The 23,543-nt window shown below is 38.4% G+C and carries 25 protein-coding genes and 2 riboswitches; of the genes, 1 reads left to right on the forward strand and 24 read right to left on the reverse strand.

The features are described 5' to 3' along the window. Positions 1–106: 106 nt before the first annotated feature. A riboswitch (cobalamin riboswitch) is annotated at positions 107–302 on the reverse strand. Further along, positions 277–771, reverse strand: a complete 495-nt coding sequence (gene cblT / locus AC4PG0_RS02610) for an alpha-ribazole transporter (RefSeq protein WP_003761812.1) — start codon at positions 769–771, stop codon at positions 277–279. Its footprint overlaps the riboswitch before it by 26 nt. A gap of 313 nt (positions 772–1,084) precedes the next feature. On the opposite strand from cblT, the gene AC4PG0_RS02615 reads away from it, so the two are divergent. Further along, on the forward strand, positions 1,085–1,636 hold the full coding sequence (locus tag AC4PG0_RS02615) for a helix-turn-helix transcriptional regulator (RefSeq protein ID WP_003771472.1): 552 nt from the start codon (positions 1,085–1,087) through the stop codon (positions 1,634–1,636). Positions 1,637–1,679: 43 nt separating this feature from the next. Here AC4PG0_RS02615 and AC4PG0_RS02620 read toward each other — a convergent pair whose 3' ends face one another. From AC4PG0_RS02620 to AC4PG0_RS02730, 23 genes are all read right to left on the reverse strand, one after another. Beyond that, on the reverse strand, positions 1,680–2,126 hold the full coding sequence (locus AC4PG0_RS02620; protein ID WP_003761805.1) for a cupin domain-containing protein: 447 nt from the start codon (positions 2,124–2,126) through the stop codon (positions 1,680–1,682). After that, complete coding sequence (eutH, locus tag AC4PG0_RS02625; protein WP_003761804.1) at positions 2,119–3,240, reverse strand: ethanolamine utilization protein EutH; 1,122 nt, start codon at positions 3,238–3,240, stop codon at positions 2,119–2,121. Before eutH ends, AC4PG0_RS02620 begins: the two co-directional genes overlap by 8 nt. 15 nt (positions 3,241–3,255) lie before the next feature. After that, on the reverse strand, positions 3,256–3,801 hold the full coding sequence (locus AC4PG0_RS02630; protein WP_003761802.1) for an ethanolamine utilization microcompartment shell protein: 546 nt from the start codon (positions 3,799–3,801) through the stop codon (positions 3,256–3,258). Then, positions 3,794–4,063 carry a EutN/CcmL family microcompartment protein gene (locus tag AC4PG0_RS02635; protein WP_003761800.1) on the reverse strand — a complete coding sequence of 90 codons (270 nt, stop codon included), beginning with the start codon at positions 4,061–4,063 and terminating at the stop codon, positions 3,794–3,796. Before AC4PG0_RS02635 ends, AC4PG0_RS02630 begins: the two co-directional genes overlap by 8 nt. Positions 4,064–4,077: 14 nt before the next feature. After that, on the reverse strand, positions 4,078–4,650 hold the full coding sequence (locus AC4PG0_RS02640; RefSeq protein WP_033533128.1) for a TIGR02536 family ethanolamine utilization protein: 573 nt from the start codon (positions 4,648–4,650) through the stop codon (positions 4,078–4,080). After that, complete coding sequence (eutD, locus tag AC4PG0_RS02645) at positions 4,647–5,288, reverse strand: ethanolamine utilization phosphate acetyltransferase EutD (RefSeq protein WP_003761796.1); 642 nt, start codon at positions 5,286–5,288, stop codon at positions 4,647–4,649. The genes AC4PG0_RS02640 and eutD overlap by 4 nt, the downstream gene beginning before the upstream one ends. Positions 5,289–5,300: 12 nt before the next feature. Then, positions 5,301–6,056 carry an ethanolamine utilization cobalamin adenosyltransferase gene (locus AC4PG0_RS02650; RefSeq protein WP_003761794.1) on the reverse strand — a complete coding sequence of 252 codons (756 nt, stop codon included), beginning with the start codon at positions 6,054–6,056 and terminating at the stop codon, positions 5,301–5,303. Positions 6,057–6,221: 165 nt separating this feature from the next. Beyond that, a complete protein-coding gene (locus AC4PG0_RS02655) occupies positions 6,222–6,506 on the reverse strand; it encodes a BMC domain-containing protein (protein ID WP_003719393.1) in 285 nt (94 codons plus the stop codon). A 31-nt stretch (positions 6,507–6,537) separates the two neighbouring features. Continuing rightward, positions 6,538–7,998 carry an acetaldehyde dehydrogenase (acetylating) gene (locus AC4PG0_RS02660; protein ID WP_003761793.1) on the reverse strand — a complete coding sequence of 487 codons (1,461 nt, stop codon included), beginning with the start codon at positions 7,996–7,998 and terminating at the stop codon, positions 6,538–6,540. Beyond that, positions 7,998–8,495 (reverse strand): BMC domain-containing protein, encoded by a 498-nt coding sequence (locus AC4PG0_RS02665; protein ID WP_045553370.1) that lies wholly within the window; start codon positions 8,493–8,495, stop codon positions 7,998–8,000. Before AC4PG0_RS02665 ends, AC4PG0_RS02660 begins: the two co-directional genes overlap by 1 nt. Before the next feature lie 14 nt (positions 8,496–8,509). Next, entirely contained in the window at positions 8,510–9,163 is a 654-nt protein-coding gene (eutL, locus tag AC4PG0_RS02670; protein ID WP_003761789.1) for an ethanolamine utilization microcompartment protein EutL, read from the reverse strand. Positions 9,164–9,185: 22 nt separating this feature from the next. Then, entirely contained in the window at positions 9,186–10,067 is an 882-nt protein-coding gene (gene eutC / locus AC4PG0_RS02675) for an ethanolamine ammonia-lyase subunit EutC (RefSeq protein WP_003761788.1), read from the reverse strand. Between the two features lie 19 nt (positions 10,068–10,086). Next, positions 10,087–11,451 (reverse strand): ethanolamine ammonia-lyase subunit EutB, encoded by a 1,365-nt coding sequence (locus tag AC4PG0_RS02680; protein WP_003761786.1) that lies wholly within the window; start codon positions 11,449–11,451, stop codon positions 10,087–10,089. Between the two features lie 41 nt (positions 11,452–11,492). Then, the gene (gene eutA, locus AC4PG0_RS02685) at positions 11,493–12,914 is read right to left on the reverse strand and encodes an ethanolamine ammonia-lyase reactivating factor EutA (protein WP_033533129.1); all 1,422 of its coding nucleotides are present in this window, start codon (positions 12,912–12,914) and stop codon (positions 11,493–11,495) included. Positions 12,915–13,004: 90 nt separating this feature from the next. Next, positions 13,005–14,462: a sensor histidine kinase gene (locus AC4PG0_RS02690; protein WP_003761781.1), complete on the reverse strand. Its 1,458-nt coding sequence runs from the start codon at positions 14,460–14,462 to the stop codon at positions 13,005–13,007. After that, positions 14,455–15,036 carry an ANTAR domain-containing response regulator gene (locus tag AC4PG0_RS02695; RefSeq protein WP_492167471.1) on the reverse strand — a complete coding sequence of 194 codons (582 nt, stop codon included), beginning with the start codon at positions 15,034–15,036 and terminating at the stop codon, positions 14,455–14,457. Before AC4PG0_RS02695 ends, AC4PG0_RS02690 begins: the two co-directional genes overlap by 8 nt. Positions 15,037–15,310: 274 nt before the next feature. Next, positions 15,311–16,450 (reverse strand): 1-propanol dehydrogenase PduQ, encoded by a 1,140-nt coding sequence (locus AC4PG0_RS02700; protein ID WP_003761778.1) that lies wholly within the window; start codon positions 16,448–16,450, stop codon positions 15,311–15,313. Positions 16,451–16,834: 384 nt separating this feature from the next. After that, a riboswitch (adenosylcobalamin (AdoCbl) riboswitch) is annotated at positions 16,835–16,984 on the reverse strand. Between the two features lie 55 nt (positions 16,985–17,039). Then, positions 17,040–17,915 carry a GHMP family kinase ATP-binding protein gene (locus AC4PG0_RS02705; protein WP_194318300.1) on the reverse strand — a complete coding sequence of 292 codons (876 nt, stop codon included), beginning with the start codon at positions 17,913–17,915 and terminating at the stop codon, positions 17,040–17,042. Further along, positions 17,905–18,990 carry a threonine-phosphate decarboxylase CobD gene (gene cobD / locus AC4PG0_RS02710; RefSeq protein WP_194318299.1) on the reverse strand — a complete coding sequence of 362 codons (1,086 nt, stop codon included), beginning with the start codon at positions 18,988–18,990 and terminating at the stop codon, positions 17,905–17,907. Before cobD ends, AC4PG0_RS02705 begins: the two co-directional genes overlap by 11 nt. Before the next feature lie 13 nt (positions 18,991–19,003). Then, positions 19,004–20,197 (reverse strand): acetate/propionate family kinase, encoded by a 1,194-nt coding sequence (locus AC4PG0_RS02715; RefSeq protein ID WP_492167470.1) that lies wholly within the window; start codon positions 20,195–20,197, stop codon positions 19,004–19,006. A gap of 67 nt (positions 20,198–20,264) precedes the next feature. Next, the gene (locus tag AC4PG0_RS02720) at positions 20,265–20,969 is read right to left on the reverse strand and encodes an MIP/aquaporin family protein (protein WP_003771449.1); all 705 of its coding nucleotides are present in this window, start codon (positions 20,967–20,969) and stop codon (positions 20,265–20,267) included. A 27-nt stretch (positions 20,970–20,996) separates the two neighbouring features. Next, a complete protein-coding gene (locus AC4PG0_RS02725; protein WP_492167469.1) occupies positions 20,997–22,115 on the reverse strand; it encodes a 1-propanol dehydrogenase PduQ in 1,119 nt (372 codons plus the stop codon). 15 nt (positions 22,116–22,130) lie between these two features. Then, a complete protein-coding gene (locus AC4PG0_RS02730) occupies positions 22,131–23,540 on the reverse strand; it encodes an aldehyde dehydrogenase family protein (protein WP_492167468.1) in 1,410 nt (469 codons plus the stop codon). Positions 23,541–23,543: the final 3 nt, after the last annotated feature.

The following is a 23,543-nucleotide window of genomic DNA, read 5'->3' on the forward strand; positions in this document are numbered from 1 at the left end:
TCTTTTAGAGATTTAACATCAATAAGAATTCTATGTAGCACAAAGAAACTTTCTTATCATGAAAATCTGTTTAATAAAGACAACTCGCTCCCTTAGAAGTTGTTTTTGGATATCGAATATACTAGCGGTCTCCTGACTTATCATCAACCTACTCACCAGTCTTCCCGGAATTTCTTCCAGTGACATATGTTTGGCTTTCGTCCGAATTACAGTAGCTAGGGCCTGTAGAGGATTTCCACCTCTTTCCCGGATTAATATATTCACCTATTTAGTTGTTTAGTACCCGGCAATTCGTCTTTTCCAGCGTTCTGGTAATACTTGGTAAACGACTTCTGCGACAAAAATGTTGCAAATCGAACCAATAGCTAGAACCGGAAATAACACAAATACCGCTTGATGCATTAATGGATAAAGCGCAAGTAATGATAACGGACAATTAAAAACAAAAGCGACAACACTAGAAGCACTAATAGCAACTAGTTGATTCTTTTCAGCTAGCTTGTGGCGCGTAAATCCATAAGCAATCATCGTTACGCCCATCATTCCAGCAACAATCAAATGAATCGGTAGTGTCAGCGGAAATCCCGCAAGTAAAGCTGATGTTAAATGACCGAAAATCCCAAGCACTGCACCGTACATCGGACCAAGCAGCAAAGTCCCAATAAAAGCTGGGGCTGCGTCAAATGCAACAGAACCCATTAATTTTATGTTTGCGCCAATTACACACATTGCAATCAACATCGCACATAATACTAATTTTTGAATCTTCAATTGAAAAGATCACCCTCTCGTGAAAGCGTTATTTCCATTTCATTATATCCCTGTTAAAACACTGGTACAAGGGCACTAACAGGCTAGAAAGCAAAATAGTGCAAGCTTTTAAAATCGTATTTTTTTCATTGTATACACTTAAAATAGCCACCAGTGTGAACTTTTTCTCAATTTCTCTAATTTACAAAGCAAAAATGACAATATTTTGTTATAAAAAAGAATTTATTGTTCTGTTTAAAATGCAGGATAAAACGTTATTTTAAGCGATTTTATGGTATAATTAGTGCAAGAATAAAATAAGGAGGGAAGATTTTTGGAGAAAGAAAAAGTAGTAAATATTCAACCTTTGATGAATAGTCAGGTAGAAAATCAATTTACCCAACAAATTCAAGAAGACTTCAATAAAAAAAATCCAGATCACTCTGCCCTACTTCATTCGCTCGAAACAGTCGAAGTACTTGATGTTTTAAGTGACTACTACACCGCTCACGAAAAACAAAAACAACCCAAAAAAGAAGCTGCCACATCCAGTAAAACGAGTGGTGAACATAAAGAAATCAAACAAGCTATTCGCTACATTAAAAAGAACATTCATCGTTCCATCACTCTAGAAGAAGTAGCCAATTATGTTTATTTAAGCCCTTTTTATTTAAGTAAATTATTTAAAAACGAATTGAATATCAATTTTATTAATTACGTCAATGAACAAAAAATGCTATATGCAAAGGAACAACTAGAAAAAAGTGACTGGGCCGTCCACACGATTGCAAAGAATTTAGGGTTTTCGCGTGCTAGTTATTTTTGCAAAGTCTTTAAGAAAGAGTTCGATATGACTCCTAAAGAATATCGCGATTCACTTAAATAAAAAAACGATTTCAGCAAATATTGCCGAAATCGTTTTTTTATGATTATTGTGACTGCCAATCAGCCGGATAAGTAACATAAATGAATCTTGCTTCTCCAGTTACAGAGAACTTAATTTGGCTTCCTTTTGGAATGAAAATCAGTTCGCCTGGTCCTGCAGAAACATTTCTACCATCGATGACAACATCTAGTCTGCCTTCAATAATATAATCTACTTCATCGTAATCTAAGAACCAATCAAATGTTGTATCTTTCATTTCCATTAGACCAAAACCTAGACGTTTACTTTCTTCTAGTGTTACTAAATCTTTTGTATAAACAACATCGCTAGGGTTACCAGTATCTAATCTGTCTTCTTCAGAAACTCTTACTTCTGGAAGTTTAACGGATAAAATACCACTTGGGTCAACGTGTTTGGAACTTTGACCCATTTTTTCTAGGACAACTTGTTTTACTAGCTGCTCAATTAATTCTTTACTAATATCAGCCATTATCTTTCACCGCCGTTTGTTCTTTTGCTTTATTTTTCTTCATCATTCGGTTAGCCATGTAGATACCGACAGCTACTGCAGTTACTCCTCCGACAAGTTTTCCGACAATCATCGGGAAAATCATATCTTGGGCAACCCCAGCTGTGAAACCTAGATGATCCCCTAAAACAAAGGCCGCAGATACTGCAAAAGCAACGTTAATAATTTTACCGCGCTCATCCATATCTTTTAGCATTTGGAACATTGGGATACTATTTGCAAGTGTCGCAACCATACCTGCCGCTGCAACTTCATTCATACCAAGTAATTTACCCATTTTCATAAGTGGTTTGTTGAACACTTTCGTAATAACAAAAACTAAACAGAAAGCTCCTGCTAGAACTAGTGCGATACCACCAACGATTTCGATACCTTCGCCAATTGGTGCAATTCCTGGAATAATAGTTAAACCAGTAAGTTGTTGAATAGCTCCAGCCACAAGTCCGATAGTAGCAACAATTACTACCCCTTTTCCGAAAATCGTAAAGCCTTTAATCATGCCTTCTGGTTTGAACCAAAGACCTAACATAATAAGTACAGCTACAAGAAGAATTGGTACTAAGTTTTTGAAAATCATGATTGGTGAAAATCCAGCTACAAGACCACCGATTAAACAACCGATTGGAATCGTAATAATACCAGATAGTACACCAGTCGCTAGGTATTTATGGTCTTCTTTTTTAATAATTCCAAGTGCTACTGGAATCGTGAAAACAATTGTTGGTCCCATCATTGAGCCTAAAATAGCTCCTGCAAAAAGACCAGCGTCAGGCGTTAGCGCAAGTTCTTGAGCTAGCGCAAAACCACCCATATCATTCGCAAGTAAAGTTGTAGCAAACATTGCTGGGTCAGCCCCAAGCGCTGTATAAATTGGTACAACAATCGGGCTTAAAATTTTCGCTAAAACTGGTGCTAAAGTAATAATACCGACCATAGCTAGAGTTAGCGATCCCATTGCCATAATACCTTCTTCAAATTGTGCTCCTAAGCCAAATTTGTTACCGATAATTTTGTCAATGGCTCCTAGAATCATAAAGATTACCATTAAATAAATAATAATTTCATTAATGCTCAAAAGTGTTCCTCCATTCTATAGATAGCGTTTTAAAAGTTCATCAGGAGAAGGAATGACCGTATGATGTATCACCTTTTTTGGTTCTGCGGTTTCGATTAGAATCCGCATCCCTTCTTGAATAGCACTAACTTCCCCTGTAAAAACAGCCACAAATTTCCCACCAATCGAAGCACCGAGCGTCATTCGTTTTAAATGAATAGCTGATTTTTTTAGCGCTTCATTCACCGCGTTTAGCCCAGCACCCAATTGACTGATTTCGATAATTCCTACTGCATCAACATCAACTTTAGGGTGTTTATTGTTTAGAAAAGCAAGTAATTCTTCGTGCGCCATATGCAAAATATAAGAAGAAACATGAAATTTCCCTGCTTCTTCTTTTGCATCTTGCATCGCACTAGTAAGTTCACCGGAAGCACCTTGCAAAATAATCAAAAATTTACCAGGACATGTCGGACGAAAAGTAAATAAAGTTACATTGCCAGCTTTTAAAAAAACATCGGCCATTTCGTAACCTTTACTTATGCTCCTGAGTTCAAGAATACCTAAGGACTGTTCAGCCATAACGTTCTACCGAGTCGATAATGCCGACGATACACGCGTCCACTGGTATTGTATTATCCCCAGTAGATGCTCGTGCTGCGCTACCAGTTGTAACGAGCACGAGATCACCGTTTCCTGCTCCGGCATTATCAGCTGCCACTATGGAATGTCTTTTATCTTCCACTTCATCGGTACAAATCTCTACTAGTAGTAGTTTTAAACCATTCAGTTTTTCATCTTTTCTTGTCGCCCATAAACTCCCGGTAACTTTTCCTATTTGCATGCCGCTCTTCCTTCCTAACTTTCTTTAATGCTAATTCGGTTTTCCTGTAAATAATCTTTTGCAAGTGGTGTTAAGAAACTTCCCTCTGGCAAAATGAATTCGCTTTTGTTCTTCGTGAGTTTAATCACATCTTGTTCGCTAATAACTTTGCTAGTTTTCACGGATTTCACCGGATTATCGATAAATTCTACGCCAAAACGAGCGAGTTTTTCTTCATATTCTTGAAGGAGCTGTCTGATACCATATTTAGCAGAACGTTTATAAGCATTTGCTTTAATTCCGCTTTTCATGATCCAAGTAGGACGTCCTTCTAAAAGATGATCTGTGATAAATTGTTCTTTTTTATTCATTGGTGCAAGCAAACTGATTCGAGCTAATTCAGCGATTTCCATTTCTTCTAATAATAAAATGTCACAGGTGCGTTCAGAACGATCATAAAGCGAAACTTGATATTCTTTTTGATAACACTGTCTGAGAGTGTGTTCTGAATCTTGCCCCATGATAATCATTTTTTTATCTGGAAGTTGTAATCGTCTCATGACTTCCTCGGTGACGGCTTTTATTAGAGCTTCCATTTCCATACTCATTTTGCCTTTGTTTTCTTAATTATTTGACCTCGAATTCCCTTTTTAAAGCCGCATGCGTTGGCTTCGTCGTAATCAATATGCATATATGTAGCAAAATCAGGGCTAATTCGAACGACCACATCGTCAAAAATCAGTGGTCTGTCGCCATTAATTTTCACTTGAACAATTTCACTTTGTGTTACTTGTTGTTTTGCTGCATCTTCTGGCGTCATATGAATATGGCGTTTTGCAACAATAAGTCCTTCAGTTAATTGAACACTGTTTTTAGCAGATAAAAGTAAAATTCCTGGTGTCCCGGCTATGTCTCCACTTTCGCGGACAGGTGCTTTAATACCAAGTGCGGTACCGTCTGTAGCACTAATTTCTACTTGTGTTTTTTTACGGATTGGTCCAAGAATTACTACGTTATGAATCACGCTTTTTGGTCCAACAATGCTAATTCTTTCTTTACAAACATATTGACCTGGTTGAGATAGGTCACGGAAATGAGTAAGTTCATACCCAGGTCCAAAAAGTGCATCAACTGTCTCACGATCTAAATGGACGTGACGACCGGATGCTTCTACTTCTACGCCAGTTTCAAGTAATGCGCGGCGAGTGACTTCTTCAATAAGGCTTGTTATTAACTCATTATTCATGAATAAGCCTCCTTACTTTTTATATTCACCAGTTCTTACGCGGAACATTAGTATCCAAAACAAACTGGATAACCGGTTGAGCGCTTGAATAATATCTGGTCTTTTTACCGAATAATCCGCTTCCTTAAATGCTGTAAAAGCAGTTAATTCCGTTTCACGAACCATCGTTCTTAATTTGTTTAACCGAATAACAGCATTCCCCATCGTATAATCGGGCATAAAATGTGTCATTTGGTAGTATTTTTTCGGATTATGACTACGTTCCCGCAGTTCTTTTTCGTCCATTCCAAGCAAATTAACTGTTTCGATTTGCTCGTTTAAAACTTCCGATCGTACAATATTTCTTACAAAGGTGAGGATTTCTTGTAAATCTTCCGCAAGATCTTTAAATTCACTAGCAACAGAACACTGGGTTTCCAGGATTTCAGCTTCAAGCGTATCTAATTTTCCGCGGAAAGCGATTTGAGGATGGTCTTTAAATACAAGCAAGTTGCCGCGTAAATGCGTCATATGTTCTGGCTTTTCATCTACTGAACCACCATAAATCGTTTGGAATTTTGCTCTAGTAGTTTCTTTTTTCACTGGCTCCACTACTACTTTTGTTTCTGAAATTTCATCAATATAATGAAGGTCGATTTTCTTTTCAGATAAAAAACTCTTAGCTGATGGAGTAATAATCGTTCCTTTTTTTATATCTAATTTTTTCTTTGTTTTTAAATCGGTGTGTAAGTAGGCTTTTCGTAACTCATCTTCTGTCAAAATAGCCAAAGAACCACATCCTTTTGTCCCATTTACAATTGGTGTTAGTAATGATGGGAAGCTTTGTCTTGCTTAAATCTGGTAAAAAGCGAAAGTTTTAGGCATTTTCCGAGTCTGATGGAACCCTTATGCCCTACGCTCACGCTTTTTCCTGATTTATGTTAGAAATTTTTCTTATTCAGCGCTTTTTGGTAGAATTGCGTCTACTTCGCTGTGTGGACGTGGAATTACGTGTACAGATAATAATTCACCAACGCGTTCAGCTGCTGCTGCGCCTGCATCTGTTGCTGCTTTAACTGCTCCTACATCACCGCGAACCATAACTGTTACTAGACCGCCACCAACTTGTTCTTTACCCATAAGTGTTACATTAGCTGCTTTCACCATTGCGTCTGCTGCTTCTACTGCTCCTACTAAACCTTTTGTTTCGATCATACCTAATGCGTTTGCGTTTGCCATTTTAAAATTCCTCCAATTAGTGTTTTATTTTTTATTTTAATTCTGCTAAAACTTTTTCTACTAAACTTTGGATGAGTGCGTCTGCATCAACCGAAAGTTCAGGTGTTGCTTGGTTTTCTTCTTTACGAATGTCTTCTAACTCTAAAACGCCTGTAGCAATGCGACGAATGTTGAATAGATTTTCAGGTCCGATATTATCAGATGATGAACTTCCTCCAACTGCCCCACAACCAAGTGTTAAAGCAGGTACAAGATTTGTTGTTGCGCCAATTCCGCCAAGTGCTCCTGGTGTATTAACTAAGAGACGGGAAACTGGTTTTTTCAGTGCGAATTCGCGGATGATTTCTTTATCTTCAGAGTGGATGATTAAAGTATGTCCAGCTCCTTCGTGATAAAGAATATCCATGCTAAGTTCACAAGCTTCTTGCCAAGTTTCCGCTGTGTAGAAAGCCAAGATTGGTGCTAATTTTTCTCTTGAATAAGGGATTTTAGCGCCAACTTTTGTTTCTTCAGCGATAAGTACTCTTGCGTCAGCTGGAACAGTTAGGCCAGCAAGGTTAGCGATATGTTGCACGCTTTTACCTACGATTGCTGGGTTCATGGATCCATTTGGACGTAAAATGAATTTACCAAGTTGAACAGCTTCTGCATCTGATAAGAAGTGTGCTCCTTGTTTTCTAAATTCAGCAATGACAGCTTCTTTATTCACACGTTCCACAACGACCGATTGCTCAGATGCGCAAATTGTTCCGTTATCGAATGTTTTAGAATCAAGAATATGTTTTACTGCGCGAGGGATGTTAGCGCTGCGTTCGATAAATGCTGGGCCATTACCTGGTCCAACTCCAATTGCTGGAGTTCCAGATGAATAAGCAGCTTTTACCATTGCAGAACCACCTGTTGCAAGGATAACTGCTGTATCTTTGTGTTTCATCAGTTGATCTGTTCCTTGGATTGTTGGAACAGTCATACAGCTGATAGCGCCTTTTGGACAACCAGCTTTTTCTGCTGCTTCACTAATGATTCTTACTGTTTCAAGAATTGCTTTTAGTGCGTTTGGATGTGGAGAAAATACGATACTATTTCCGGCTTTAATCGAAATTAGTGTTTTGTAAATAACAGTGGATGTTGGGTTTGTTGATGGAATTAATCCTGCAACTACGCCTAGTGGAACTGCAACCTCCATTACTTTCTTTTCGTTATCTTCTTTTAACATACCAATGGTTTTCATATCTTTGATGTAATTGTAGACGTGCTTGGAGGCGAAGACGTTTTTAATTACTTTGTCTTGCCAAATTCCAAAACCAGTTTCTTCATGTGCCATTTTTGCGAGTTTTTCGCGGGCATCATAACCGGCATCAGCAATCGCTTTTACAATTGTATCAATTTGTTGTTGGCTCATTGCAGCAAGTTCTTTTTGTGCTTTGTTAGCTGATTCAATGAGGTTACGAACTTCTTGGATTGAGCGTAAATCTTTATCTTCTAGTGCCACTAGTTTTCACTCCTTCCATAAATATCTTTTAGTGCGTGAACAAGTTTATCCTTGTTCGCATATTTAATCTTGCTTTTTGGGATAGGCACATTATCTAATGTGTAAGCAAGTTTCCTTAAATCAATAACTTTCATTTCGCGAAGTTTCTTTTCCGTTTCATCTGTAGTTGTTTTTACTTCTACGACTTCTTGGATAACTTCATTTGTTTCTTCTATTTCTTGCTCAGTTTTTACAAAGAGTGATTTCGTTTCTTCACTCATTCTTGCTATCACGTGACTAGAAATGAGGCAACCTAAGCTTTCTGTAGCTGCTTTTCCTGCTTCCACTGCTGCATTTACAGCACCAACATCGCCTGTTAATTCAACTGTTGTTAAGCCACCTTTAATGACTTCACATCTAATTAATTCAACATTTGCTGCTTTTAAACAAGTATCAGCGGCAACCACAGCACCAAGGAAACCAGTGACTTCAATTAAACCAAGTGCTTCATTTGGCATTTTTTAGCACCACCTTAATATTGAAGTGGATTTTCAGCCACATTTTCTACTGCCATTTTGAACGCATCACAAGCAGCTTTACATGCAGATTGACTACCTGTTAAAAGTGCTCCACCGAAGTTAGTTTCGGATGGTGGTCCGTAGAAAGTTCCAATTGTTACGTCTGCTGCTTTAAGAGCTGCATCTAGAGCATACATAGCTTCAAGTGGCGGTGCGATTAAGTAAGCAATCGCTTGTCCTTCTGCTACATTTGCTTCTTTTGAAAGGAAAGAACCTGTTCTTGATACACAATGTGCAAAGTAAGGTACGCTATCATCTTCATTTGCACTAACAAAGCTAGCACCATTTTCGATGAAGTCTACTGCTACTGAAAGGCCACTTTTTACTTCAGCTGGGCTTGGTCCGGCAATAATACCGATTACTTCACCAGCTAGTTTTGTGGATGCATTTCCAGCACCAGCATACATACTTTTCGCATAGACAACATCTACTTCTGCTGCTTTTGTTGCTTCATCAAGTGCTGTGTATGTAACATCATCACAATCAGATGTAATAATACCCAGACTTCTTTGATGCGGTTTTAAGTCAAGTTGTTTAAATAAACCATTGTCTACATTAGATACAACTTTGACGCTTAAAACGGATGCAGGTAATTTATCGTTTTTCATGAAGTTTCCTCCTCTAACAATTTTATTTTAAATCAATACCAGAACATTTTTTCTCAAGCATATTGTGAATTAATTCAGCAATATATGCGCCTGCTTCAACTGGTGGAGTTCCGCCGCTATGAATGTTAGAAATAACAGTACGACGAGCTTCTGGCATACCAACTGTTGGTTTATAAGCAATATAAGCACTCATAGATTCAGCAGTTACAAGACCCGGACGTTCGCCTACAAGTAAGCACACAACGTCAGCGCCAGTGATTTCGCCGATTTGATCCATGGATGGCACACGACAATGTTTTACAAAAATAATATTATCAAAGTCTAAGTTATACATTTTCAAACCTTGTTTAATAGAAGGTAAAATGTCTTTGATGTTTGCTTCAATGGCTGCAGAACTAAGTCCGTCACCGACAACGATTTGTAGTTTCGCGTTTTTCGTAGTATTCGCACGAATCACTTCCACCATTTCATCATCAAATTCACGACCTAAGTCTGGACGAGTTAAGTATTCGTCTTTATCATGACATTTCGTATTTACTGGGATGAAGTTCATTTCTTTGACTAAATCCTCTGAAACATAAGAGAACACGGAATCTTGTGCAACAGCATGGTCCGCACGGAAACGAAGAATTGTTTCTGTTTTATAACGTGGACCAGCGCGCCATAAACCAAGTCTTGCTGGGGTCATTTGTTTCATTTTCAAATAGCCTTCGCGGTCAGCTGGTTCTGGTACTAGTAATTGTTTTTTAATGTCAACTTCAGTAATATCCGGGATGCTACCTTCTGTTACAACTGTTTCAACTACAGATTTAGTTGGCGCAGCTGCTACTGTATCGGTTGTTTTACCACCGGACATTTCCGTTAAAATGCCTTCAATCATTTGTTTTAATTCTTGTTCGTTCATCGCTTAGTTCCTCCCTTCCTTATTTTAGGAAAATAGATGCATCTCCAGCACGGCTAGTTAATTTACCATTTTCGCTGAATCCCATTTTTTCCATCCACTGATCAAATTCTTTAATCGGTTTTAGACCAAATAATTCACGTAAAGTAGCTGTTTCATGGTAACCAGTTGTTTGGTAGTTAAGCATTACGTCATCACCATGAGGAATACCCATGATAAAGTTACATCCTGCTGCAGTTAGAAGCACGGATAAGTTTTCTACGTCGTTTTGGTCGGCTTTCATATGGTTGGTATAACAAACGTCACAACCCATAGAGATACCAGTTAATTTACCCATGAAGTGATCTTCTAGGCCGGCACGAATTACTTGTTTGGAATCGTATAAATACTCAGGTCCGATAAATCCAACTACTGTATTCACTAGGAATGGATCAAATTTCTTCGCAAAACCATAACAGCGAGCTTCCATTGTTACTTGGTCTACGCCGAAATGAGCGTCAGAAGAAAGTTCAGAACCTTGTCCTGTTTCAAAATACATAACGTTTGGTCCAGTTGCAGCACCACTTTGAAGAGCTAATTGTCTAGCTTCTTCAATCGTTGCTCCGTCAAAACCGAAAGCTGTATTTCCTTTTTCAGAACCTGCGATAGATTGGAATACAAGACCAGTTGGAGCGCCGCGACGCATTGCTTCCATTTGAGTCTTCACGTGCGCTAGTACACAAGTTTGTGTTGGCACATCCCATTTACTACGAAATTCTTCAAATTTATTAAGTAAACGAACAACGCTATCAGTAGAATCATCTACTGGGTTAAGTCCGATTACCGCATCCCCAATACCGTAAGTTAATCCTTCCATTAAAGAAGCAAGGATACCATCAGGATCATCAGTTGGATGGTTTGGTTGTAGTCTAGCGGAGAAAGTTCCTGGAAGACCGATTGTTGTGTTCGCATGTGCGATAACACGAATTTTTTTCGCTCCATAAATTAAATCTAGGTTGGACATTAATTTTGTAACAGCAGCAATAATTTCTGATGTTAGGCCGCGTGCAACACGTTTAATGTCAGCATCTGTTGTTTTATGGTCTAAAATCCATTCCCGTAATTCTTCCACTGTCCAGTTTTTAATGGAATCATGGATACGTTCATTTACTTGGTCTTGAATAATACGGGTTACCTCATCTGTTTCATATGGGACAACCGGATTATTACGTAAATCTCCAAGCGTCATTTTAGAAAGCACCACTTTGGCAGCTACACGTTCTTCTGCAGATTCAGCAGCAACTCCGGCTAAACGGTCGCCCGATTTTTCTTCGTTTGCTTTTGCCAACACATCAGTGATGGATTTGAACTGGTATGTATGGCCGAATAAATTCGTTTTTAAAATCATTCGATAAATCCTCCTCTCAAAATTAAAGCTATTTATATGGATCAGTTAAAGACTAAGGTTTTTACTACTACTGGTAGCACTTTCCCGTCAGCAACTGGTTTTCCTATATCAATATAATCACCGTTATCGACTTTGACACTATCCAAACAAATCAGTGGATAGCCGGCTGGTAAATGCCCGAAAATACTCTGTCCGAGCGCTTTTGCCATGTCGTGCCAAGTAATGATAATTAGTGGGTGACCAAGTGCAATCGGTTCTTTCATCCCCTCGCAAATGGCCTTTGCATATTCTGTTACTTGCTGGAAACTGGGGCTATTCTCCCCTTCAATTGCAAGTGCAATCCGTTCCATATCTTCATCTATTTTGAACCAGTTGAGTTTTTCCTTGATGACTTCTGCCATATTTTCATTTTCTTCTTGTTTGGCAAGTTTCAAAATAGGAATGTTTTTTACTGGGAAAATTTTCTCGGTATAAGTGATTGTGCTACCGCTAATTTCTGCTGTGTGTGAACCGGCTCCTACCACAGTTGCCCGTATGGTTTCGACAGATTCGATATACTTTTTTTCGGTCATCAAGCTAGATTCAGCTATTGACTTTCCGAGTAAAAGACCAATATCTCCGTATCTAAACGGATCACTTAAAGCACCAGTTGAAATACAATCAGCCACACCGCCTGAAAAAGAAATACATTCAATTTCAGCAAGGAATTTTAAGCCTTTATTCGTGATGATTGTTTCGTAAAAATCATTTGGAGCTCCAAGACCGACACTGTTTTTAAGTAACTCTACCATTTCACCTAGAATTGGTTGTAAATTTTCTGGCGAGGTTTTCTCACCTAGCGTGATTGGATAACCACGTTTTTCTATTAAAGCTTGAATTTTTGGCGCAATATAGGTGATTTTTCTTGTTTCACGGTCCACTTTGATTAACCGACCACCAATATCAAGGCATGCTGTATCAATAAGCTCACCGCGATCAAATAGCGATAAGTTTGTTGTCCCGCCACCTATATCCAGATTCACAACACAAGTACTATTTTCTTTAGAATAAGTGTGCGCACCTGCTCCTTTTCCAGCAATAATACTTTCTAAATCAGGTCCAGCTGTAGCAACGACAAAGTCTCCTGCAAAACCGCTCATCGCATCTAGAACGTTACTTGCATTATCTTTACGAGCCGTTTCACCAGTAATAATAACTGCCCCCATGCCGATTTCTTCTTTCTTAATCCCAGCATTCGCATATTCTTTCGTTACAAAATCACGAATTGCATCGACATCAATTAAATTATCAGCAAGAATCGGTGTAAAAAGAATCTCGCTTCTAAAAATGATTCGCTTATCTGAAATCACAATGCGCGGCACTGTGAAGCTTGATGCCATATTTTGAATTTCTAACTCGGATAAAATGAGTTGTGTTGTCGACGTACCAAGGTCAATCCCTACACTTAAAATCGTTTCCGTCAAAACCCTCACTCCTTTCTAGCAAAAAGAAAAAGCTTAAAGACAAATAACAGTATCGTTACTTGGCTTTAAGCTTCATCGCTTTTTTCATAGCTACTTCTTTGTAGCATGGATTGAATTGTATTTAAAATCGAACATTGTTTTAGTTCCATGTTCATTTGATTCAATTGTTACTTTACCGCGCAGTTTATCTTTGATGTAACTTTTGACAATGGAAAGTCCTAGGCTTTTTTCGGATACTTTCCGAACATTAAAGCCATGACCATTATCGCTTACTTCTGCGTGAATAATATTTTTTTCTTCTTTTATTTGTAGTAAAATTTCGCCTGATTCATTTGGATGGAAAGCATGATCATATGAATTTTGTAATAGTTCATTCATAACAAGTGCTAGTGCCACGGTTCGGTCACTATCCAAGTAAATCCGTTTATCAATATCCATTCTAACTGCAACTTGCGGACAATCGTTACAACATCTTTCAATATTATAGGCGACTGCTTCAATTACCATATATAAGTTGATGCCGTCTTCCATCTGCTTGGATAAAAGTTCATGTGTAGCTGCAATTGCAAGGATACGACTGACACTCTCATTCAAAACCTTCTGTGCTTCCACGCTTGTAGAACGTCTGCCTTGAATTCTCAGCAGTGAAACAACTGATTGTAAATTATTCTTCACACGATGATGAATTTCGCGAATTGCCACCGATTTTGAAACGATTTCTGCTTCTTTCACTTTAATATCCGTGACATCATGTAAGATAAGGATAAAACGACATTCTTGTTCATCCTCTTCTTTCACAAAAATTTGCTTCATAATAAAATAATTCCCGGCAATAACCACTTCTTTTTTTAATTGAACTGGCTGTTTTCCTGTTTCGATTTGATACATAATTGCATCAAACATCATCTGGTCGAGAGATAAATTATCATAATGCATTCCTTGGATATTTTCCATGTAGCCTAGTCGTTCATAGTACTGGTCAGCAGCGCAGTTTTTTTGTTGTAAAATACCGTTACGATCAAAAATCAAGATTGCGTCATCTAGTTGATCAGTAATAGAATCGGTTAATTTACTCATCGCGGAAAGTGTTGTAGAAACATCTCTATAAGCCGTTTCTTCATTGTCAATCTCAAAATGAGCTTTAATTTCTGCACTAATATCATTTTCTAGAATAAGTACGGCAATGACTCGTTGTTTGTTGCGGATAGGATACACTTTTTGACGAATTAATACGTTTTCTTGTGTTTTTGCAAGCAAGTCGTTGGAGTTCATACCAGTTTCAAGAGTTCTGAGTACACCTGGTTCATTACTACGAAGAGCAGTTTCTCCAACTACATTGTTTTTATAAAGTGACTTGGTTGATTTTGGCGGCGTATGATGAATAACAAGTGCTTCACTAGTAAGTTTGTTATAAACATCAATGAAAACATCTACATCTTGATACATCGAAGACTCGCTTAACGATTTTGCAGTATGTATTAATTCATCAATATCATATTCTGCCAAGTCCGTATAGCGTAAACACATTTCTCGAATCGTTTTAGTCATCGCTCATCACGATCGTTTCTGCGATTTCCATCATTGGACAACGTTTATCCATGCTTAGATTACGAATCATGTTGTAGGCTTCTTCCTCTGTGATGTTGTTCTCAATCATAAGCACACCTTTAGCTTTTTCAATCACTTTTCGTTCTTCTAATTTTTTTGTGAGCTTTTCTAATTGCTGCTCTAGTTTTCTTGTTTCTCGCCCTTTGGCAATACTCATTTCAACTGTTGGGATTAAACTTTTTTCATCAAGTGGTTTTACTAGATAACCTAATGCTCCGAATCCTTTTGCTTTTTCAGTGTTTTTTGGATCACTAAATGCGGTTAATAAAATAATACCGCCAGCAAGGCCTTCAGAAATAATCCGTTTCCCTGCTTTTAAACCGTCTAAGAGTGGCATTTGAATGTCCATAATAACAAGATCTGGTTGATGGCTTTTACAAAGTTCGATTGCTTCAAAACCATCTGTCGCTTCCCCTACAACATTGTAGTTCGCTTCTTCCAATATGTCTCGGATATCCATTCTTGTAATAGGTTCATCATCGACTATTACAATTCTTCCATTCATTCCTGTCACGTCCTCTTCTTCTGCTATTGATTGATTCGTAACAAAGTTCTACGAAATCACTCTATAGAAGCATATACTTGAGCGAAAGAGTTAAAGAGCTAGAGAAAAAATTCTCCCAGAAAATAGAAAGAGCCCCTTAAAAATATTGTGCAATATTTTTGAGGGAGCCCCGTTGCTCTGCTATATTTATTATTCCACACGTCTTTGTGCTCGGTTCTATTATAAAGTAGCATGAAAACGATGTCAATAGGTTATTTGTTTCCAGTTGTGAAATAAATAACTTTTAAGCCAACATTTTTTCGAGAATCGCACTAACATCTGTTTCTGTCGGTGTTCTTGGATTAGTTGCAGTACAACCATCATTCAGCGCACCTTCAGCGATTTGCGCAATATGCTCGTTTAAATCGGTACGACTAACACCACATTCAGATAAAGTCGTTGGCATATTAAGTTTCTTTTGAAGTTGTTTAATGGCGTTAATTAAGCTACGAACACCAAGACGTGTATTCGATGCTGGCATTTTTAGTAATTTGGCAATTGCTGTATAACGTTCTGCAGCACGGTTATCTGGATTGTTACCAAAATCACTTGTTAATCCAGCATTATAACTAATAACATGTGGCAAAAGTAAAGTATTCATACGACCATGTGGAATTTTAAACTTAGCACCGGCTGTGTGAGCGATACCATGGTTTAAACCAAGTGAGGTAATATTAAATGCCATACCTGCTAAACAAGAAGCATTATGCATTTTTTCGCGTGCTTCTAAATCATTTCCGTCTTTATAAGCGCGCTCCAAGTATGTGAATACTAATTGGATTACTTTTTCAGCCATTGCGTCCGAATAATCATTTGCTTTTGTGGAAACGTATGCTTCTAGCGCATGTGTGAGTACATCCATACCAGTGTCTGCTGTGATTGCAGGTGGGACAGATTTCACTAAATCCGCATCTAAAATCGCTTCATCCGGCAAAATAGCATCAGTAATAAGTGGATATTTAATTGCTTTTTCTTTATTCGTAATGACAGAAAAACTAGTAACTTCAGAACCAGTTCCACTTGTAGTTGGGATTACGATGAATGGCATTGCGCGCACCGTACCAAGTTTTTGACCAAAGAATTTCATCGCTTTCGCCGCATCAATCGCGGAACCACCACCGATAGCGATCATCAAGTTGGCATCACATTCGTTTAAAACTTCAATTCCAGCTACAACGTTTTCAATTGGCGGGTCAGGAATAATATCGCTAAAAATAGTATATGTATTCGACTTATCAATTTTTTCCGTGATAGCATTAATCATTCCTGAGCTCACCATAAATGGATCTGTTACGATGAAAATTTGTTTGTCTTTAAAATCCAGTAAACGATCTGTTGCTCCTTGGCCAATGTAAAGATCTGTTTTAAAACTAACTTTTTGCATGAGATTACCTCCTAATTTTTTAAAACTAAAAAAAGAAGCCTTGAGTAGAGAAATTTCCTCTTCCAACTCAAAGCTTCTTTGCTAAGTAAACAGTACGCCTTTGTACCGTAAAATATTTTATTTGTCCACTTTATTAAAAACCAAACACGTGGAAATGTCAAATCTTTTTTGTAAATAGGCAATGAAGATACGTTCCTTGTATCACTCTTTTCGTCGTTGAAAAGATCATTGCCCACCATAAAACTAAGCGGTGCACATCTTTGTGCGTATGGTGCTTGATAAAACGTAGCTTCGTCCAGCTTCTCGGCACCAAACCATTTACAGTGGGCTTATTTGTTTTAAAAACAAATAAAAAAGCCCCAGTGAGACAACTACACTGGAACCAAGAATTATACATGCTTTGCCTCGAAGCAGTATAACCAGTTAAAACAATTAGATAAAAGACCTGACTTAGAGTGTCTAACTCCTTACAGTGGCGGGACCGTGCTGGATTTTCACCAGACTTCCAGTATCTAACTGTTTGTATGAACGAATTCGTTTATCAAAGTTATTATAGCATAAATTAATCCGCTTGCAAGAAGAATTTGCTTTAAGAAATTATTTGAACCCCACCTCGAACGAGCTCCCTAAAGTAATATCTGCTGTAAAAAGTGGTGACATAGCGCCGTTCTAATTCGAATAAAATTTCTAGCGGGTCTATCTTGCCTAACTCATATAGTAAACCAACGACCGTCCCACTATGCGACACATTTATCCCTACTAGATTTAAACAACTCACCACTTCTAACAACTCATTCCAAAACGGTTTGGGTAAAATGATTTGATTGCTCGCTGCGCTAACTGTGGCGGCTTTTCCAAGCAAGTTGATTGATTTTTGGGCTGCCGCTTGGTTGAAAAATTGCACAGCTTTGGCTAATTGTTGTTCATTTTCCAGCAATTGTTCATGGTGGTCTTCTTGCCGATATGTTGCAGTTTCCAAAACAGTAAGTGGTTCTAGGACAACGACGCCCAGTTTCGGCATCCAGTTAGAACTTTCAATCACGGACCCTTTTAAATGATCAAAAAGTGTGAGTGACTTAAAAATCGTGCTATCTGTTGGTTCTAGTTGCAAACAAAGCTTGGCAATTTCAGTTTCTGTTATCGATTTATTTAACCATTTTGCAGTAGCGCCTATGGTTGCGGCAATATCAGCAGTAGAGCTTGCCATCCCTTTGGCGACCGGAATAGTCGATTTTACTAGTAACGATATAGGTGGACGTTCTTTTTTTGTCACGCCAAAATACTCGCAAGTTAGCTCAAATGCGAGCCATGCTTTGGTATGACCTTGGCTGTTTTGCCCTGATTTATCGGATAAAGTTACTTCGGAATACCAGTTGATTGGGTATGAAATCAATTTTTCGCCGCCAGTAATAAATCCTTGCAAAAGTTCGCCACATGAAGCGGGACAAGTTGCTTTAATTTCCACTAAAAATCACCTCGAGCGCTCTTATAAGCTTGGTATTATCACATCTAGCTTTCACCGCAACCCGGTAATAATTTTCAGTAAGTCCCCGGTAATTGGCGCAACTCCGTATAAAAATCCCTTTTAACAATAATTCTTTTCGTAAGTCAAGCGGTGTTTCAAGATGAAAAAATATGTAGTTTACACTTGGGCGGTACACGGTTAGTTCGCTAAAATTAGACAACTCTTGATATAAAAAATCTCGTTCAGCTGAAATCCAGTTGTATGTTTGAGAGATGTAGTCTGTATCATCTAGTAACACTTGGCCAGCCATATCGGCAAAAGTATTGATAGACCAAGGTTCACGCATTTGTAATAATGCTTCAGCTAGCAAATCATTTTTGGTCAACAAATAACCAAGTCTTAGCCCTGGAATTGCAAAAAATTTTGTGAATGCCCGGATAATTGCTAAATGTGGAAAGCTCTCTAAATAATTAATCATCGAAATTGTTTCATTGTCTTCTAAAAAATCCATAAACGCCTCATCAATGATTAAATATATGTTTCGTTTTTCACATAAATCTGCAATTTGAATCATTTCTTGCTGCGATATTAATTGTCCGGTTGGATTATTCGGGTTGCACAAACAAACCGCTTCAAGATCTGATTCGCGTTTAATCATTTCTAGTACCGTTTCCGCTGCAGCAAAATGAGTTTCTTTCGTTAATTCTGCATAAATAATTTCCGCATCAAAAAAAGCCCGTTCATATTCCGCAAAAGTAGGCGCAAGTAAGAGAACTTTTTGCGCCTTGGTTACTTTTGCGATTCCGAAAATCAGCTCAGTAGCACCGTTTCCTGGAATAACATTTGCTAAGTCAAGTTGATGAAACGAGGCAATACGCGCACGGAGCGCTAAGTAATCTGGTTCTGGATATTCCACCAGTTTATCCAAATTCGCTGTTATCGTTTGTTTCAAACTAGCTGGAACGCCAAGTGGATTAATATTCGCACTAAAATCCAGAATCATTTCTTTGGTTAATCCATGTTGTTTTGCTAGTTCGTTATAGTTGCCACCGTGCATTGCCGTCGTTATTTTCACATCAAATCGCTCCTTAACTTATCGTTTGTTTTGTATATTTTTCTACATCTCGAGCAATCATTAGTTCTTCGTTTGTTGGAATAATGCATACTTTGACCGCTTCGTCATCATTGCTAATTATCATATCACCTGCATTATTTTTTGTCACATTACATGTTACACCAAGATAACTCAGCTGTTCTGTAACCATTTTACGAATTAATGGTGAATTTTCACCAACTCCAGCCGTAAATAATAATGCATCACAACCATTCATGGCAGAAGCGTAAGCCCCGATATAATTACAGATTTGGCCAGTAAACATCCGAAGTGTTAATAATGCACGCGAATTTCCTTCATTCGCAGCAATTTCGATGTCTCTAAAATCACTAGAAATTCCGGATACACCAAGAACGCCAGATTCACTAGACATCATATGTGTCACTTCATCCAAGCTATAGCCTAATTCGTCAACTAAATAAGGGATGATTGTCGCGTCAATTGTACCAGAACGTGTTCCCATCATCAAGCCAGCATTTGGTGTAAAGCCCATGGAAGTATTCACTGACTTTCCAGCTTCAATCGCACAAACACTCGCCCCATTTCCTAAATGGCAAGAAATAATTTTTAATTTTTCTAAAGGTTTCTCGAGAACTTCTGCTGCTTTTCCAGCCACATATTTATGGCTTGTTCCATGAAAACCGTATTTTCGAATATGATGTTTTTCATAAAGTTCATAAGGGAGCGCATATAAAAAGTTTTCTTCTGGAATCGTTTGATGGAAAGCGGTATCAAACACTGCAACCGAAACGGCATTTGGTAGTAGTTCGCGGAATGTTTTAATGCCGATGATATTGGCTGGATTATGAAGCGGTGCAAGGCTTGTTACATTTTCAATCCCCTTTACAACATCATCCGTTACAATACATGAAGAAACAAAAGCTTCTCCGCCGTGCGCAACCCGATGTCCCACTCCTGTAATTTCATTTAGGTCATTAATTACTTGATGCGTCTTCAATTGCTCCAGTAGAATTTCCACTGCTTCTCCGTGATTATTTATCGCGCGAGTTTCCTTGATTTTTTCATTTTGAAAGGACATGTTGAATATGGCATCTGGTAAGCCGATTCTTTCAATTAAGCCCTTAACTAAGACTTCTTCTCCTGGCATCGTAAAAATTTGGAATTTCAGTGAAGAACTCCCTGCGTTTATCGCCATAATTTTGTGCATATAGCTCAGTCCTTTCTCATTTTTAAAGGAGTAAACAACTTACTTCTTGTTTACTCCATCCTATTTTTTATAATAAAATGTTAAATAGTCCAATGGCTAAGAGACCGCCAATGATTGGTCCGACAATTGGAATCCAAGCGTAACGCCAGTCTGATCCACTTTTATTTGGTACTGGTAGTAAAAAGTAAGCAAGTCTTGGTCCTAAATCACGAGCTGGGTTAATCGCATAACCTGTCGTTGGTCCAAAGCTCATTCCGATAGCAACTACTAGAAAGCCAAGGATTAATGGATTTAAACCATCTGTGAAACTGTTCGCTCCAATCATAAGTAAACCAAAAATGAAAGCAAATGTTGCGATAATTTCACTGATTAAGTTGAAAGGTGTATTTCTAATCGCTGGTCCTGTGGAAAAAATACCATGTGTATCAATTTCTGGGGGAGTCGCTTTAAAATGCGGATAGTAGTGTAAAATAATAATCGATGCTCCGACAAATGCTCCGGCGATTTGGGCGATAATGTACGGAACTACAGCTGCCCAAGAGAATGAACCTCCAACTGCAAGCGCAATAGTTACTGCTGGATTTAAGTGCGCTCCGCTATATGCTCCAGCGACATAAATACCAATCATTACAGCAAAACCCCAACCAAATGTAACAACTACCCAGTTTGCTCCTTGAGATAATGATTTATTTAATGTCAATCCTGCTAAAAGGCCGTTCCCAAACATAATTAAAACCATCGTTCCAATAAATTCCGCCAAATATGCTGACATAGTTTATCCTCCTTTTTAACGTAAATTCTAAATGATTTGTTCTAAAATTTCTTTTAGTTCTTGATGTGACGGTGTCGTAGGACTAGTTGGTAAGCAAGCATCTTTCAGTGCATTTGTTGCAATTTCGTCCATTTTTGCATAGACTTTTTCTTTTGCTACGCCAGCGTCAGTTAAGGTTCGTGGCATTTGCATGTGTTCCATCATTTGGACAATTCTTTCACGAAGCAGACGGACAGCGGTTTCATTGGAATCAGATCTAGAAGCCATTCCGCAAATCCGCGCCAGTTCAGCATATTTTTGTTCAGTATCACGATTTTTGAAGGCGTTAAAACGAATGACCGCATCAAGTAATATCGCATTAGCTAGACCGTGCGGCACGTGGAACTGTGCACCTAGTTGATGCGCAATACTATGATTTAAACCAAGATTGGCACAGTTAAAAGCCATCCCTGCCATGGTTGAAGCATTATGCATTTTTTCACGGTTAGCTAAATTACGACCATCGTCATAACAGCTCGTTAAAAAGCGTAGCGTTAATTGCACACTTTTTTCACCTAATGCATCCGTATAATCACTCGCAGCTTTAGAAACATAAGCTTCAATCGCGTGTGTTAATACATCCATTCCAGTATTCGCTGTAATCGCTGGCGGCACTGTGACAACGAGTTGCGCGTCAAGAATAGCCATATCCGGAATAAGTTCATCTAGGAAAAGTGGATACTTAATTTTTGTCGTTGGATCAGTAATAACGGTTGCAGCTGTCACTTCAGATCCAGTACCACTTGTCGTTGGAATCGCTATAAAAGTACTAATATTAATTTTTTCCAAGCGTTTTGCAAAGTAGTAAATTCCTTTTGCCGTATCAATTGCTGAGCCACCGCCAAAAGCAATCATGACTTGCGGTTGGATTTTGCCAGCCTCACTAACCCCTCCAGCTACTTTGGAAATAGGTGGATCAGGTACGACATCGGTGAAAATATGCACATTATTGGATGTATCCAATTGTCCAATTAAACCTTGAAGCCCTTCTCCATCCGCCAAAAAACGATCACAAATAATCCAAACATTTTTATTTTTAATTTCTTTTAAAACTTGTAAACTATTCGTACCAAAAGCTACTTTTGTCTTGATTTGAAAGCTATTCATTAACTTTGCCTCCTCTTAACGAATCGAAAAACCATCTGTTAAAACACAACGGCGGCGTCTAGCAAAATGACGTGCTGTAGTTGTTCCTTCTCCAGTAGGCGTTGCAATAGTGAAAGTAGTACTACCTTCTCCTCTAAAGCCTAATCCCGCAAAGGAAGAACCATTTTTGACAAAGATGGAAGTTTGCATATCTCTTGCAGCTTTGTTTAATCTCGAGATATTTTGTGAATGCATTGTTGCTGTATGATGTAAGCCTTGTTCGAGTTCAATAGCCACTTCAAGGGCTTCGTCAAAATCAGGCACTCTTACAACTGGAACGATTGGCATTAATAGCTCTACTGTTGCAAATGGATGAGATTTCTCCGTTTCCACAATGATTAAACGTGGTGTAAAATCACAAGCTATTCCTGCTTCTTTTAAGATTTCAGTTGCACTTTTTCCGACTAATTTTTTATTAGTTACACCTTTATCGGTAACGGCTACTTTTTCTAATTTTTGAATATCACTTGGATTAGTAACATGAAGAGCACCATTTTTTTCCATTTGGAATAACAAGAAATCAGCAATGCTATCAACAGCTACCACACTTTTTTCAGCAATACATAAAATATTATGATCAAAAGAGGCACCGTCTACGATGTCAGCAGCCGCTTTTTCGATATTAGCTGTTTCGTCAACAATAGAAGGCGGGTTCCCTGCTCCTGCTCCAATCACTTTTTTACCTGATTGCATCGCTTGGAGAACAACGCCCGGACCACCTGTAATAACAAGTAGCGGTACTTTTGGATGATTCATCATTTCTTGAGCTGCTTGAATGGATGGTTTAGCCACCGTTACAATAAGGTTATCAATACCACAACTTTCGCGAACAATTGTGTTTAGCTTTTCAATCAACCACAGTGAAATGTTTTTTGCCCCTGGATGAGGACTATAAAAAACGGCATTTCCAGCTGCGAGCATACCGATTGAATTACAAATCAATGTTTCCGTTGGGTTTGTGCTCGGCGCTACTGCACCAATTACGCCATATGGAGAGAGTTCATACAGTGTCATACCGTTATCACCAGTAGCTACTTCTGTATATAAATCTTCTACCCCTGGTGTTTTTTCAATTGCTAATGTGTTTTTCAAAATTTTATCTGCCACATTACCCATTCCGGTTTCTGCAACTGCTCTTGTCGCAATTGTTTCAATTTCTGGATAAAGTGCTTCACGAATTGCTTTTACAACATTGCGGCGTTCTTCAAGTGATTTTTCTTTATAGCAATTCTGCGCTATAACTGCTGCTTGAACAGCCTCGTCAACTGTATCAAAAACGCCACTTTTCGCGCCTTGTGTAGTTGTTTTTGTTGGTACTTCTTTTTGTTCTGCTAATTTTTCTAAGAGAACTTTTTTTACCAGTTGTTCGAGTTCTAATGATTCCATACA

Source organism: Listeria sp. MAN/IMW/UF464, from assembly GCF_058683955.1.

Coding starts and splice junctions, on each gene's coding strand:
- AC4PG0_RS02620 (WP_003761805.1), bottom strand. CDS start 2,126: ATGGCTGATATTAGTAAAGAATTAATTGAGCAGCTAGTAAAACAAGTT.
- AC4PG0_RS02630 (WP_003761802.1), bottom strand. CDS start 3,801: ATGGCTGAACAGTCCTTAGGTATTCTTGAACTCAGGAGCATAAGTAAA.
- AC4PG0_RS02635 (WP_003761800.1), bottom strand. CDS start 4,063: ATGCAAATAGGAAAAGTTACCGGGAGTTTATGGGCGACAAGAAAAGAT.
- AC4PG0_RS02640 (WP_033533128.1), bottom strand. CDS start 4,650: ATGAGTATGGAAATGGAAGCTCTAATAAAAGCCGTCACCGAGGAAGTC.
- eutD (WP_003761796.1), bottom strand. CDS start 5,288: ATGAATAATGAGTTAATAACAAGCCTTATTGAAGAAGTCACTCGCCGC.
- AC4PG0_RS02655 (WP_003719393.1), bottom strand. CDS start 6,506: ATGGCAAACGCAAACGCATTAGGTATGATCGAAACAAAAGGTTTAGTA.
- AC4PG0_RS02665 (WP_045553370.1), bottom strand. CDS start 8,495: ATGCCAAATGAAGCACTTGGTTTAATTGAAGTCACTGGTTTCCTTGGT.
- eutL (WP_003761789.1), bottom strand. CDS start 9,163: ATGAAAAACGATAAATTACCTGCATCCGTTTTAAGCGTCAAAGTTGTA.
- eutC (WP_003761788.1), bottom strand. CDS start 10,067: ATGAACGAACAAGAATTAAAACAAATGATTGAAGGCATTTTAACGGAA.
- AC4PG0_RS02680 (WP_003761786.1), bottom strand. CDS start 11,451: ATGATTTTAAAAACGAATTTATTCGGCCATACATACCAGTTCAAATCC.
- AC4PG0_RS02690 (WP_003761781.1), bottom strand. CDS start 14,462: ATGACTAAAACGATTCGAGAAATGTGTTTACGCTATACGGACTTGGCA.
- AC4PG0_RS02700 (WP_003761778.1), bottom strand. CDS start 16,450: ATGCAAAAAGTTAGTTTTAAAACAGATCTTTACATTGGCCAAGGAGCA.
- AC4PG0_RS02715 (WP_492167470.1), bottom strand. CDS start 20,197: ATGCACAAAATTATGGCGATAAACGCAGGGAGTTCTTCACTGAAATTC.
- AC4PG0_RS02720 (WP_003771449.1), bottom strand. CDS start 20,969: ATGTCAGCATATTTGGCGGAATTTATTGGAACGATGGTTTTAATTATG.
- AC4PG0_RS02725 (WP_492167469.1), bottom strand. CDS start 22,115: ATGAATAGCTTTCAAATCAAGACAAAAGTAGCTTTTGGTACGAATAGT.
- AC4PG0_RS02730 (WP_492167468.1), bottom strand. CDS start 23,540: ATGGAATCATTAGAACTCGAACAACTGGTAAAAAAAGTTCTCTTAGAA.